This is a genomic window from Chloroflexus sp. MS-G, assembly GCF_000735195.1.
Lineage (GTDB): Bacteria > Chloroflexota > Chloroflexia > Chloroflexales > Chloroflexaceae > Chloroflexus.
On sequence record NZ_JPIM01000050.1, the window covers coordinates 1 to 13,268 of the forward strand.

At 54.5% G+C, this 13,268-nt stretch carries 12 protein-coding genes; 2 read left to right on the forward strand and 10 right to left on the reverse strand.

The genetic code is table 11. The features are described 5' to 3' along the window. Positions 1 to 377: 377 nt before the first annotated feature. The 6 genes from solA to JE47_RS0110640 all read right to left on the reverse strand — a co-directional run bounded on the left by solA (position 378) and on the right by JE47_RS0110640 (position 6,738). The gene (solA, locus tag JE47_RS0110615) at positions 378 to 1,532 is read right to left on the reverse strand and encodes an N-methyl-L-tryptophan oxidase (protein ID WP_031459735.1); all 1,155 of its coding nucleotides are present in this window, start codon (positions 1,530 to 1,532) and stop codon (positions 378 to 380) included. Between the two features lie 214 nt (positions 1,533 to 1,746). Then, on the reverse strand, positions 1,747 to 2,466 hold the full coding sequence (locus JE47_RS0110620) for an NUDIX hydrolase (RefSeq protein WP_031459736.1): 720 nt from the start codon (positions 2,464 to 2,466) through the stop codon (positions 1,747 to 1,749). 59 nt (positions 2,467 to 2,525) lie between these two features. Next, the gene (gene glk, locus JE47_RS0110625) at positions 2,526 to 3,506 is read right to left on the reverse strand and encodes a glucokinase (RefSeq protein WP_031459737.1); all 981 of its coding nucleotides are present in this window, start codon (positions 3,504 to 3,506) and stop codon (positions 2,526 to 2,528) included. A gap of 31 nt (positions 3,507 to 3,537) precedes the next feature. Beyond that, positions 3,538 to 4,209: a ribulose-phosphate 3-epimerase gene (gene rpe / locus JE47_RS0110630; protein WP_031459738.1), complete on the reverse strand. Its 672-nt coding sequence runs from the start codon at positions 4,207 to 4,209 to the stop codon at positions 3,538 to 3,540. 27 nt (positions 4,210 to 4,236) lie between these two features. Continuing rightward, a complete protein-coding gene (rpiA, locus tag JE47_RS0110635) occupies positions 4,237 to 4,962 on the reverse strand; it encodes a ribose-5-phosphate isomerase RpiA (RefSeq protein ID WP_031459739.1) in 726 nt (241 codons plus the stop codon). 21 nt (positions 4,963 to 4,983) lie between these two features. Beyond that, entirely contained in the window at positions 4,984 to 6,738 is a 1,755-nt protein-coding gene (locus JE47_RS0110640; protein ID WP_031459740.1) for a M61 family metallopeptidase, read from the reverse strand. A gap of 278 nt (positions 6,739 to 7,016) precedes the next feature. Between JE47_RS0110640 and JE47_RS0110650 the strand changes: the two genes are divergently transcribed. Beyond that, positions 7,017 to 7,916: an ABC transporter ATP-binding protein gene (locus tag JE47_RS0110650; protein ID WP_031459741.1), complete on the forward strand. Its 900-nt coding sequence runs from the start codon at positions 7,017 to 7,019 to the stop codon at positions 7,914 to 7,916. Between the two features lie 5 nt (positions 7,917 to 7,921). Further along, positions 7,922 to 8,839, forward strand: a complete 918-nt coding sequence (locus JE47_RS0110655; RefSeq protein ID WP_031459742.1) for an ABC transporter permease subunit — start codon at positions 7,922 to 7,924, stop codon at positions 8,837 to 8,839. 12 nt (positions 8,840 to 8,851) lie between these two features. Here the strand turns inward: JE47_RS0110655 and JE47_RS0110660 are convergent, their stop codons facing one another. From JE47_RS0110660 to mtnP, 4 genes are all read right to left on the reverse strand, one after another. Further along, a complete protein-coding gene (locus JE47_RS0110660; protein ID WP_031459743.1) occupies positions 8,852 to 10,765 on the reverse strand; it encodes a monovalent cation:proton antiporter family protein in 1,914 nt (637 codons plus the stop codon). Positions 10,766 to 10,894: 129 nt separating this feature from the next. After that, on the reverse strand, positions 10,895 to 11,497 hold the full coding sequence (locus JE47_RS0110665; RefSeq protein WP_031459744.1) for a nitroreductase family protein: 603 nt from the start codon (positions 11,495 to 11,497) through the stop codon (positions 10,895 to 10,897). Between the two features lie 5 nt (positions 11,498 to 11,502). Further along, complete coding sequence (gene cofE / locus JE47_RS0110670; RefSeq protein ID WP_031459745.1) at positions 11,503 to 12,258, reverse strand: coenzyme F420-0:L-glutamate ligase; 756 nt, start codon at positions 12,256 to 12,258, stop codon at positions 11,503 to 11,505. A gap of 6 nt (positions 12,259 to 12,264) precedes the next feature. After that, entirely contained in the window at positions 12,265 to 13,131 is an 867-nt protein-coding gene (mtnP, locus tag JE47_RS0110675; protein ID WP_031459746.1) for an S-methyl-5'-thioadenosine phosphorylase, read from the reverse strand. Positions 13,132 to 13,268: the final 137 nt, after the last annotated feature.

The following is a 13,268-nucleotide window of genomic DNA, read 5'->3' on the forward strand; positions in this document are numbered from 1 at the left end:
GGGGGAGTATGAACAGGTGTTGCCTACGCCGTTGTTGCCAATCTCTAAGGTCGGTAGGATATGATGTTCGTGTGTTCTGTTCGTTCATACCATCAAGGATACATCAAAACCCTCGACCAGATAAAATTTCAGACACGCTCTTAGAGCCTATCTGAAAAATTGTCTCACAGTACAGCGTATGAAACCTGATAGATGTACGGGTACGGCGCCGCTGCACCCCAACCGATCTTCTTCTGCGACAGAGTATTCCGGATAGGCTCTTAAAGACAGGCACGTATTTCAGCAGAGGGTGTGCAGCGGGCCAGGCAGGAACCAATCCCTGCCACTGCACCATCAGGCAGGTGTTCCTCAAGGTAGAATGGGTACCATCCCAAACATTAGGACATTCGTCCTATCCGATGCAGGCGGGCAAGGCGAAACGGCGCAATATCGTAACTAGTCGTGCCATGCATCGCGAGATCAGACAGTATTTCGCCAACGATTGGTGCTACGCTGAAGCCACAACTACTCCCTGGGATTGCGATGAGAATCTGATTGTACTCCGGATGGGTATCAATCACGAAATCACCGTCGGGTGTGTGCGTGAAGCGACATGTCTCGGCATACAGCACTTGATTCGCAAACCCCGGCATGGTTTGCGCAAGCCGTTGAGCAATTCGTTCATTCTCTACCGGATCGGGTAAGGGCGGTGGTTCGTAAGGGTCAGCGACAGGTATTCCAGCGCCGTAACGCTCAACTTTGACCCCTTCGCCCAGGTCAGGATAACAGACGAGAAGGTGATCGCCGGGGTGGTGACCGTAATCGCGTACCACCGGTAAATACCCCAACTTGCTCAAGACGCGATGACGCGGCGAGAAGAAGGCAACCTGCTCGCAGGTAGTGGATAGATCAACCGCTACATCAAGATGCTGCAACAATACAGAGCTGTATGAACCAGCCGCGATCACTGCGCGCTGTGCCCAGTACACCGTACCATCGGCATCGACTCGCACCCCCGAACCCTCTGGTTTGATCCGACTGACCCGCACACCTACGGCAACCTTTGCTCCGTAGCGCCGTGCCTGCTCGACCAACGTCGCAACACAACGCGATGCCGGCAATATACCACCTTCAGGCTGATAGATAGCGATGGTCTTGTCAGTCAGGGCGAGCTGCGGAAAACGGGCCCGTAGCTCGTAAAGGCCGAGTATTTCAACCTCCTCATCAACAGCACCGAGGTGAGCGATGCTAGCCTGGATCGCGGGCGAATCGGCATGGCCAATATCCAGGACACCGGTCTTGATCAGCAATCGTTGACCACTATCGTCTTCCAGGCGACGCCAGGCCTGCCGCGCTGCGGCGACCAATCGCATGTGATGGAGACGCGAGTGAACAGAGCTGATCGAGCGCGATAAACCATGTGAGCTACCACGAGCGTGCCCGATAGTAAACTGTTCGAGTAAAAGCACTCGACGACCACGCCTGGCAAGAGCATACGCTGTTGCTGCACCGATTACTCCGCCGCCGACAACCAGCACTTCGAGCGCAGGCATAGTGAGCCTCACTTCGCGGAGCTGCTAATCATCTACTGGAATCATACGCTGGTGTGTTACAGCGGTAGTTGTTTACAGTCATTGTGCTCAGGTGGCGAAGCGGTAGGATTTCTCCTGCGGCACACCTGTATGAGCGAAAAGTGAAGAGTGGAAACAGGTGTGAGGGGAAAGAACGGTTAGGAACATCCTCCCTCGCTCCTTCTTCACCTCATCGTTACTCGCGACGATCTTCACGCCAGCGGAAGACGAACTGCTTATCACCGGGACGGTCACGACGAAAGCGCCAAAGCCTGGTTGGACGCCCACGCCCTTCTCGCATATACGGTGTTTCTTCGAGAATACCAGACTCCTTGATCTTGCGATAAAAGTTACCTTTATCGAGCTTTTCACCCAGAATCTGCTCGTAAATATGTTTCAGTTCGAGAATTGAAAAGAGTTCGGGCAACAACTGAAAGGCCAGAGTCGTATATTCGAGTTTCGAGCGCAGCCGTGAAAGTGCATACGCCAGAATCTGATCGTGATCGAAAGCAAGCGGTGTCGGCAGGTGATCAACCGGAAACCAGCGCACGTCACTATTCTCATCGCTTACCCGGATGGTCTGTACATCGGCGCGGACCAGGGCAATGTAGGCGACGCTAATTACCCTATGACGCGGATCGCGATGCACATCGCCGAAGGTATAGAGTTGTTCAAGATAGACATCGCGCACGCCGGTCTCTTCCTCAAGCTCACGGCGTGCTGCCTCTTCAAGTGACTCGTCAAGCCGGATGAACCCACCTGGGATCGCCCACTGCCCCTCGAATGGCCAGCGTTTCCGCTGAACTAGCAAGACATGGAGCGTGCGATTGATCAGGCTAAAAATTACGACATCGACTGTGACCGCTGGCAATTGATATTTGCTGACATCGTAAGGCACCGGATGTTCATCCTGCATGATCGAGTTTCTCCCTCCGTTAATATTAGTGTTGTTTATACACTAAAGTATAAACGGTGTCAACTCATTGCTGCCGCTGCCGCTCCGAGTAACCCTGCCTTCGGTTCGAGGATAACATGAACCGGAATCCGGCTTAATAATTCGCTGAAACGACCTTTATCGCGGAAGATTTGTAAGAAGCGACTACGCTTCATCAGTGGCAACACACGAGGGGGCAATCCACCGCCAATATAGACACCGCCAGTCGCTAAGACCTTCAGAGCCAGATTCCCGGCTTCGGCAGCCAAAATATCGACAAACAGTTCAAGGGTTGTGCGACATACCAGACACATCTGCTCGGTGGACATGCCGGCCTGAACGATCACAGGAGTTGGATCGCTCGCGGCAGCCAATTGCTCAGCAACCTCTGGTGTTTCCTGTTGAAGTAGGCAATCACGGACGAAGGCGTAAAGATTGGGAATACCGATGCCTGAACAGACTCGCTCGTAGCTTACGTGTGTGTAGCGCTGGTGCAAATAGTCGAGCAAATCTTTTTCGATCCGGTTACGGGGTGCAAAGGTGGTATGGCCACCTTCAGAAGGGTGGGGCCGGTAGCGTTGACCATCCCAGGTGAGAAATGCCTCACCTAGGCCTGTCCCAGGGGCAATGACCCCTATCGCGCCGCCGGGGATGGGCGATCCGACGGCAAGGGTCTCGACATCGGCAGGTTCAAGGATCGGTACAGACTGCGCAATAGCTTCCAGATCGTTGAGCAAGCGCACCGGTGCACCTTTCAGCACATCACTTAGCACAGCGACATCGATTGTCCAGTGTAAATTGGTAATGCTGGCCTTTCCGGCCATCACCGGCCCGGCGACCCCGAAGGCAGCGCCGGTGATCGAAACCGGATGTTGGGCGCAAAACTCGGCAATAATCGCTTCCAGCCCTGGATATTGGGCGCTGGGAAAGGTATGCTCTACTAATGGATGGTGTGGCCCGCTGTTCTGATCAAATAGGGCCAGGATGGTCTTGGTACCACCAATATCACCGGCGAGATACATAAAACACCTTTTCGCTGCACACGAACACTTATCACTTCACACGTGGAACTTCTCCCAGCGCACTGCGTAGGTCGGCGATTGCATCGGCAATGGGCTGATTGCCAAACACTGCCGAACCAACGACAGCAACGGTTGCACCGGCCGCAGCACAGGCAGCAATCGTCGATGGATTGACCCCACCGTCTACCATAATGTCAATTGGGCGATTGTTTAGCAGGGTACTCAACCGGTGGACTTTCGTCAAAACCGAGGGGATCAGAGTTTGACCACCAAAACCAGGATTAACTGTCATCAACAAGATCAGGTCAACCTGGTCGATCACTTCTTCGATCATACACAGCGGCGTAGCCGGATTGATCGCAACCCCCGCCTTTTTCCCCAGATCACGGATCATCTGGACAGCTCGATGGAGATGTGGTGTTGCTTCAGCGTGAATGGTTATCAGATCGGCGCCGGCCGTGGCAAAATCGGTCAGATAGCGTTCAGGTTCGACGATCATCAGATGAGTGTCGAGCAGTGCGCCGTAATGATCGGCCAGAGGGCGTAATGCCTGCACGATCAATGGGCCAAAACTAATGTTCGGCACAAAACGTCCATCCATGACGTCGAGATGGATCCAATCGATACCGGCAGCACAAACCGCAGCCACCTGTTCACCTAAGCGAGCAAAATCAGCCGTAAGAATGGAAGGTGCGAGCCGCATAGCACTCCTGTCAGCGTATTCGTACATTTACCGGGTCATTGTACCGCAATCCGACGCTGCCACGTGTCGGACACCGGTGGCACCGGCGACAAAGAGATCGGTAGCCAAACCAATGAACAGACCATGTTCGACGATACCGGCCCGTGCTGCCAGCCGTTCTGCCAGAGCTGCCGGATCGGCTATCGGGCCACATGCCCAATCAAGAATGAGATGCCCCTGATCGGTACGGAACGGCTGACCGTCAGCCCGCAACCGCAGTCGTACTGTGCCACCCTGTGCCTCTAACCAGCGAGCGGTTGCCCGCTGCCCAAAATCAACAATCTCTACCGGAAGCGCAAACCGACTACCGAGCGCCGGTGAGAGTTTACTCTCATCAACAATAATTGCTACCCGACTGCTGGCCTGGGCAACCATTTTTTCGCGCAGTAAGGCGCCACCGCCTCCTTTAATCAATGCCAGGTGTGGATCAACTTCATCGGCACCGTCGATAGTTAGATCAACCGTGTTTACCTCATCAAGTGTTGTCAATGGGATGCCCACATCTCGGGCAAGCAGTGCAGTGCCTTCGGCGCAGGGAACACCCACAATATCGTACAGTTCCCCCTGTCGCAGACGCTCGCCGATTAAGCGGGTCGCGTAAGCTGCTGTACTACCAAAACCCAAACCAACTACCATTCCCGGCTGCACCAATGCTACGGCTGCTGCCGCTGCCATTGCTTTGAGTTCCTCGACAGAAACAGATGTTGTGTTCATTACCGGATCACTCTCTCCTATTTACATCTTTTGTAGCCAGGCCGCACGAGCATACTGTTGAGCATCGGTCGGCGCGGCTACCGATACCAGCGATAGCATATCATAAGGTGCGACGGCCAGTGTCACCGGTACTTCAACCAGGGCATCACCGCGGAAGAGCGTTAACCGCACCACATCACCGGGTCGGCGTTCAAGGATGCGTTGGTGTAACCGTTCCTCGTTGACCCGCCAGCCATCGAGCGCCACTAGTTCATCGTCGGCATACACACCGGCTTCATAAGCTGGGCCATCACTGCGCACTGACGCAACCAGGGTGCGGTCGCCCTGCTTGCGCACATTGATCCCCAACCAGGCCGGTGGTTGACCATCAGGGCGGGGCCGACGATATTGCCAGCGCGGTTCGAGACCTACAACTGCGAGCGCCGTCGCGTAATCAAGTTCTTCCACACCAACAACGTAGCGTTCGTACAGGTCACGGAGAGCGCCGTCAGCGCCACCGATCAGCTCAAGTGCGGCCAGAACAGCTCCCTCTTCAGGAATGCCCGGCCCGGTGATCGGATAGCGCTGGTATAGGTAACGCATCACGTCATCAAAGCTCCGTAGACTATTGGTTTGAGCACGGATCGTCATGTCGAAGATCCAGCACACCAATGCCCCTTTGAGGTAATAAGAAATGCTTGAATTGATACTATTTTCATCAGGACGGTAGAGCTTGATCCAGGCATCGAAACTACTCTGTTCGAGGCTTTGTAACCGGCGACCGGGTTGGTTCTGCAATTGCACGATCTTATCGGCCAGCTTCTGAAGGTAACGCTCTTCGCTGATCAAGCCAGCGCGCACCAGCAACAGATCATCGTAATAGCTGGTTGCACCCTCCATCAGCCATAACAGTCGCGTGTAGTTCTCATTCTGATAATCAAACGGCCCTAACAGTGCCGGGCGCAAGCGTTTAACATTCCAGGCGTGAAACAGTTCGTGCGAGGTCAAACTCAAATATCGTTCATAGTTGTCGGTAAATGTCCAGCGATCCACCATATTTGAGGCGCTGTTCCGATGTTCAAGGCCACCACCACGCCCATCGGTCAAATGCAGAATAAAGGTATAGTCGCGGTACGGCAGGCCGCCAAACATAGCCCGTTGTACTTCAACAATCCGTCGCGTATCAGCCAGCAGCCGTTCTTCATCTTCATTACCATGGCCCCAAATCGCGATCTGATGCGGAATACCGTCGACCGCGAAGGTCAACAGGCGATGGGTGCCACACTCCACCGGGCAGTCGATCAGTTCATCGTAATCGAGGGCCTGAAACGAAGCCCGCTGCGGACGGGTAGGATCAGATGGCAACGGCGTCAGACCGGTCGTTGCCCGCCAGCCAACCGGCAGATCGATGTGCAAGGTCAGAGGTTCGTGCGTATGACCGTGGACGTACATAAACACATTTGCCCCGTTGAAATAGCCGTGCGAGCCATCAAGATGGCTGGTTCGCACGGTGAGATCAAATGCGTAGACGTGATAGGTCACGATCACTCGGGTTGACGCACCCGCCTCGATCAGCCAGGTATCTTTGCGTGTCTTGCGCCAGGGCAACCGGTTGCCCTGGTCATCAACTGCCTGAAATTCCTGAACATGGCGCGCAAACTCACGGATCATATACGAACCGGGTGTCCACGCCGGCAGCGACAGCCGTATCTCGCCGGGCTGGAGGCGATCAATCTCGATCTGGACATGAAACAGGTGCGAGTGTGGTTTAGGCATTGCGATAGTGTAGATGATCATTGCAGCTCCTTATGTCTATTGCCGGCTAATTTTGTTCTGGCGCCCTCACCTTTCTCTCGGCCCCTTTCTCTCCCACCCAGGGGGAGGAAGGGGGGCGGATCGGGGTTGAGAACCCGCTCATTCTTTCCTATTTCCTCTTCCCAGTAAAACGCCATCTACCATCAACCATTCCCGCGCTACACGATGGTTTATTCTAAACGACCGTAGAAACACCAACACGCTCATTCCACCAGGTGTGCTATGATTAACTGCAAAATAGCATAACACGAGCACACGCTATGAATGCGATTGAGACCATTGACCTCACCAAACGCTATGGAAAACGGCTGGCCGTTGATCGACTAAATCTGACGGTCGGCAAGGGTGAAGTATTTGGCTTTCTCGGCCCTAACGGCGCCGGAAAGACCACAACGATTGCCATGCTGCTGGGACTGGTACGACCAACCAAAGGCCAGGCAATTGTACTCGGTCACGATGTGCAACGCGAACCGGCACTGGCACTCCGGCGCGTGGGGGCGATGATTGAGGCACCTGCGTTTTATCCGTACCTCAGCGGCGCCGATAACCTGCGTGTGCTGGCACGTGCAGGCGGGATACCGGCTGCGCGAGTCAAGGAGGTACTGGAAACGGTCGAGCTAAACGACCGCGCCCGTGACAAGGTCGCTACCTATTCGCAGGGGATGAAACAACGGCTGGCGATAGCGGCCGCACTCTTACCCGATCCCGAACTGATTATGCTCGATGAGCCAACCAATGGTCTTGATCCGGCAGGGACAGTCGAAATCCGTAACCTCATTCGCTCCCTGGCCGCTGGTGGGCGTACCATTTTGCTGTGCAGTCACCTGCTGCACGAGGTCGAACAGCTCTGCAATCGGGTAGCAATTTTGAAAGAAGGCAAGCTGATCGCAGCTGGCGAAGTGGCAACGTTGCTGCGGCGTGGACAGGGAGTGCGGTTACGGGTTCAGGGCAATCCCGAACCGGCGGTACATCTCTTGCGTACCCTGCCATGGGTTAGCGGCGTGACGGTGCAAGAGGAAGCGATTATCATTGACGCACCTGTTGAGCGTGCTGCTGAAATTAACGCTCTGCTGATTCGCGCCGACATCGTGGTGGCCGAGATTGGCGCAAACCATAGCTCGCTGGAAGAGTTCTTCCTAACAGTGACGAGAACTGAGTAGCTGCGATGGATACACGAACGATGTTTACCAACCTCCTGGCTGCCGAATGGCTGAAGATTTCACGCCGTCCGATGGCGCTCCTCTTGCTGGGTATCTTTCTCTTTTTGACCTTTTTGCAGCAAACGCTCTGGTTTCTGGTCGTCGCGCTGCAAGAGGGAACCTTCAGTGGAGGCCAGGTTACATTTAATCTGCTCAGTCCGGCAGCGATTGAACAGATTAAACGGCAACTCAGCTTGCCTGGTGTCTTCGGCGCTATGTTGAGTGCAATCAACGGCACTGGTGGCATTCTGGCAATTATCTTGACTGCCGGTATCTTTGGAAGCGATTTTAATTGGGGAACGCTGCGGATTCTGTTGACCCGCGCTCCCCATCGGGGAGCATATTTGCTGGCAAAGCTGGTTGCCCTGCAACTGGCATTGCTGGTTGCAATCATCATCACGCTGGCGATGGGCACACTGCTGGCCTTGCTGTTCGGTACAATCCTCGGTTTACCGCAGCAGATTGGTATTATTGATCTGTTGTTATTGCCAATTGGTATCCTGCGGGCGCTGATTGTGATGTTACCCTACACGCTCATCGCCGGCGCCAGTGCCATTGTGGGCCGCTCGGTGATTGCCGGGGTGGGTGGCGGTTTGATCTTTCTTGCCTTTGATGTGAGCGCCGGTTCACTCAATACGATTGGTGCGGTTGATCCGATGATTCGTGCGCTGGTCAATCTCTTGTTGCAGCCGAACATTAACCGACTGGTGGTAGAAAACAGTCGTATGTTTGGTCTCGACCAGAGTGTGCTGACCGCCGCGCTCGATCTGAGTCTGTTGCCACCGCAGTGGCAGGCGCTGATCGTGATTGCTGTCTACAGCGCCATCTTCGGTTATAGCGCCTACCGCACGCTTAACCGACAAGACATTGGAGGGGCCAATTGAGGTGGGTTCGCGCTAACCAATGCGCAGACTCACCTCACGCAGGCTATCGGGCTTGCCAACAATTGTGAGTTCATCACCGAGACGAAGTCTCGTATATCCATGTGGCACAATGCCTTGCCCATCACGGCTAATTTCAAGGAGCAAGATATCGGCTGGCAAACGTAAATCACGTACTAGCCGACCATCAATCTCACGATTCGTTACCGTCATTTGCACCACATCGTAAACCGGATCAGTATGCAACAACAAATTGAGCGACTGCGGTGCCCGTACTGCCTGTTCAAGAAGGTTTACCATTGCGGTAGCCGGATCAATGATAATTGCACCTAATTCGCGGAACTGCTCACGAAACTCAGATTGATTAGGCCGAACAATCAGACGTGGCACACCGAATTGCTCGAACGCGATCTGGCATGCCCGTAGGTTATCCTCATCTTTTTCTAACAGAGCAACGACTGCATCGGTAGCACGAGTGATTAATCCGTTCAGCGTGTGCAGACTAATCTCAGGAATGTAGCGCTCATCAACATCCTCGCTTATCAGCCGCTGTACGTGGTCGTAATCAGTATCGGCGACACGCACTTGCCAGCCTCGTGCACGTAACTGGCGAGCCAATGCAATCGATTGTTGCTCAATGCCGAGGATGAGCACATCACGCACATCCTCGCGAATTCCCGGTTCGGGTAGGTTAGCCTCGCCCAGGCGTTGTATGGCAAAACGCAGGGTAAGCGGCCCGGCAATCTCGTTGAGGACGATTACAGCGATGATCAATGTCGCAAAGGTATCACCTATCGACGGCAAAAGCAGAGAGGCTTCACGCGCCAGTCCTAATGCAATGCCAGCCTGGGTGATCAATCCTAACCAGAATAATGGACGGAACCGTGACGGTTGACCGGCAATTGACAATCCTAATGAACTCCCAATGAAAAGGGACAATGCTCGCACCAAAAAGAGCACAGCAGCAAATATTAGGGCAGTCAACAGGATGTCGAGCTTGAGACCCAGACCGGTGACAGTGAAGAAGGCAACGTACACCACGGGACTAATATCGTGCAATAATTCGCCCAGCTCATTACGGTACGGTGAAAAATTCGTGATCAGAAAACTTCCCATTAATGCAACCAGTAATGGCTCAATCATAATCTTGAATGACCAGCTCGTAGCCGAGACACTCTTGAGCCAGTCCGTCCCAGCAAAGATACCGTAGCCGAGTGTCACAATAGCGGCCAGTTTCCACCAGCGCGACCAGCTCTGCCGGAGTACAACACGCAACACCTGGCTGACACCGTAGCCCGCCACTCCTGATAGGATGAGATCGATAAGCAACAGGGCAAGGAAGGAAAGATTGACGCTACTTCCCTCGACTAAAGCCGTAGCAAACGATGAACTAATCGCAAAGATTACAATGATCGCAACATCCATTGCAATAGTTACACCCAGGATCAGGCGAGTAGCTGGACCACGAGCGCGTAGCTCTTTGATCACTGCGATGGTTGAAGGGGGCGAGAGGGCCAACAGAATCGTTGTACCAAGGAGAGCGATGGCGATCTTCTCACCGGTACCCAGCCCCTGCGCAAATGGGATAAACTCGAGAAGTACAAACAGACTCGCGCCGATCAGCATCAGGGCGGTAACGATGATCATACCTAGTGACCATAGAATGGCGCGTAGACTGCTCATCAGGTCTTTGTAGAACAGTTCATTACCGGCCACAAAGGCGATTACTGCCAGCGCTATCTGATCGATGAAGCGCAGACGCTCATCCGCACTTGACGGCAGGAGTTGCAAGCCAAATGAGCCAACCAATACACCGGTAAAGAGATAGCCCGTGATATACGGTAGACGCAGTCGGGCAAACCACTGTCCAATACGGTGAGAGGCAAGGCAGATCAGAGCAAAACCGGCCAGATAGATCAGGGTCTGCAATACATTAACTCCTTACAATTAATTAGAAAAGATTAGACGTGTCATACTGAACAGATGAACCGGCTGGTACTATTGCTGTCTTGCCCAGACCATCAAGCGAACAAGGAAGTGGCAAAATAAACCAATGGGTTATAACCACTGCACAACCAGTTCGTCCAATGATCGGCGTGGACGACGTTTTGGTTCCTGCGCCAGATAGCCAATCGGGATCAATGCCTGCGGGTGTAAATCGGCGGCCAAACCGAGGGCCGTACGCACTGCTGCCGGAGCAAACAAAGGGGCGCACATCCAACCCGCTGCTAGGCCGAGGGCAAACGCCGCCAGTAACATATTCTGCACTGCACAACCCAAGCTCTGGATCGCCATTGTCGTCTCGGCAGCCTGGCGTTCGGCGTCAGGGTAAACATCAAGGTCGTTGAGGTAAAGACAGGGAATGATGATCACTGGCGCATTCAGCACCCGTGCCTGCGAGCGTTGCAAGCGCTGTTCGATAGTTGCCGGATCGTGCCCATCGAGGGCAAGGTGATAACGCCAGGTCTCAGCCATTGCCGCTGCCAACGTCGCCTTGCGTTCGTGGGATTCCACTACGACGAATCGCCATGGCTGACGCCCGTGCGGTGATGGCGCCCAACTGGCTGCCCACAAAATCTGCTCAATCGCCTCACGTGGTGGTGGATCGGGTCGGAAAGCACGTACCGTGCGCCGATTCTGAACAAGGGTAAAGAAATCCATAACGCTCAACGGAAGAGATCAAAGCGCGGATCACGGATCAACTGTCGGGCATTAGCCGTTGTACTGGGCTGATACCGATACCCACGCACCAACGCTGCCGGTACGCGATCAATTTTACCCATCACCAGCTCGGCAGCAGCAGCCAGTTCATCGGCAACTGCGATCAATGTCGCCTGCATCGTGTAGCCATACGGGTCGGTAATCCCGGCAAAATCGTGCAGCGGCATCATACCGGCTACACCAATCGCCACATTCACCTGCCCTTCACGCCAGGGCCGACCAAAGGTATCGGTGATAATCACCGGCGGCGCGTAGCTGTAGCGGTCGGCAAGCCCCTGACGTATTGCCGCAGCACTCGCATCAGGGTCGAGTGGCAACAACGTTAGCCGTCGGCCACCATCGACATTCGACTCATCCACGCCGCTATTCGCGCAAACAAAGCCGTGATGGGTTTCGGTAATCAACACCCCATTTGCCATCTTCACGATCCGCTTCGCCTCACGCAACACAACCTCCTGGTAGTGAGCATCTTTCTTTGCAGTTCGGGCAATCTCATAGGCAAACGGCGACGGCTCAACCGTCGCCGGATCGATCAGACGACCTTCAGCCTTCGAGACGATCTTTTGCGTCACAACCAGAATATCGCCTGTTTCCAGCCCACCGGCAGCATCAATTGCTGTGGCAAGGATCGCCACCAGGTCATCGCCAGGTCGTACTTCACCAATACCGTGCAACGGCAGGATGCGAATTTCGCCTTGCATACGACCTCACGACCAATAGCGACCGGCAATCGGCGCCAGCCGCTCTTTAACTGCTGCCGGAATGTAATCGGGGTGAGTGACAATTGCATGACGCAGCGCATCGTGAGCCGGACTGGTAAAGGTGTCGTCGATCTGAGCAACAGCCTGCCGCACAATCTGTTGGGCGAGGGTCACATTCGTGCTCAACACCCTGATCACCTGTTCGGCGGTAACCGCATCATGTTCAGGATGCCAGACATCGTAATCGGTAACCATCGCCAGTATCGCATAGGCAATCTCGGCCTCGCGGGCTAGCTTCGCTTCGGGCAATGCGGTCATGCCGATCAAACTATGACCACGGCGCCGGTTCTCTTCACTCTCAGCTTTAGTCGAGAACTGCGGCCCCTCCATCACGACCAGCGTGCCACCGTGATGCACGGTAGCACCGACGACTTGCGCCGCATGCAAAAGAATGTTGCTCAAGTTGGGGCAGAACGGTCGATCAAACGCGACGTGGGCAACGACCCCACCCTCGAAGAACGTTGCCGGGCGAATCCCTTTGGTACGATCAAAAATCTGATCGGGGATGACGGCATGACCCGGCGCATAATCTTCGCGCAGTGAACCAACTGCACTGACCGAGATCAGTGCCCGTACTCCCAACAGCTTAAAGGCGTAGATATTGGCCCGCGCCGGCACTTCACTCGGATTAAGCCGATGCCCGCGCCCATGGCGGGGCAAGAACGCCACTCGTCGCCCCTCTAGCTCACCAATGATAAACGCATCGCTGGGATCACCGAATGGTGTACTCAGGCGCACCTCTTCGGGATTCTTCAATTCAGGCATTGCATACAGACCGCTGCCACCAATGATACCAATCATTGCACTGCTCATGAGCATGCTCCTTTGCTCAGAAGACTACGCCGTAGAGCAGTATACCGCAGGTAGTGAGGGTGGGGCAACCCGCCGGTGCGGGGTGCGAGGGGCCATCCGGCAGCAGCAGGGTATGTATCGGCCTGTAGCTTGCCATG

Coding starts and splice junctions, on each gene's coding strand:
- solA (WP_031459735.1), bottom strand. CDS start 1,532: ATGCCTGCGCTCGAAGTGCTGGTTGTCGGCGGCGGAGTAATCGGTGCA.
- JE47_RS0110620 (WP_031459736.1), bottom strand. CDS start 2,466: ATGCAGGATGAACATCCGGTGCCTTACGATGTCAGCAAATATCAATTG.
- glk (WP_031459737.1), bottom strand. CDS start 3,506: ATGTATCTCGCCGGTGATATTGGTGGTACCAAGACCATCCTGGCCCTA.
- rpe (WP_031459738.1), bottom strand. CDS start 4,209: ATGCGGCTCGCACCTTCCATTCTTACGGCTGATTTTGCTCGCTTAGGT.
- rpiA (WP_031459739.1), bottom strand. CDS start 4,962: ATGAACACAACATCTGTTTCTGTCGAGGAACTCAAAGCAATGGCAGCG.
- JE47_RS0110640 (WP_031459740.1), bottom strand. CDS start 6,738: ATGATCATCTACACTATCGCAATGCCTAAACCACACTCGCACCTGTTT.
- JE47_RS0110650 (WP_031459741.1), top strand. CDS start 7,017: ATGAATGCGATTGAGACCATTGACCTCACCAAACGCTATGGAAAACGG.
- JE47_RS0110655 (WP_031459742.1), top strand. CDS start 7,922: ATGGATACACGAACGATGTTTACCAACCTCCTGGCTGCCGAATGGCTG.
- JE47_RS0110665 (WP_031459744.1), bottom strand. CDS start 11,497: ATGGATTTCTTTACCCTTGTTCAGAATCGGCGCACGGTACGTGCTTTC.
- cofE (WP_031459745.1), bottom strand. CDS start 12,258: ATGCAAGGCGAAATTCGCATCCTGCCGTTGCACGGTATTGGTGAAGTA.
- mtnP (WP_031459746.1), bottom strand. CDS start 13,131: ATGAGCAGTGCAATGATTGGTATCATTGGTGGCAGCGGTCTGTATGCA.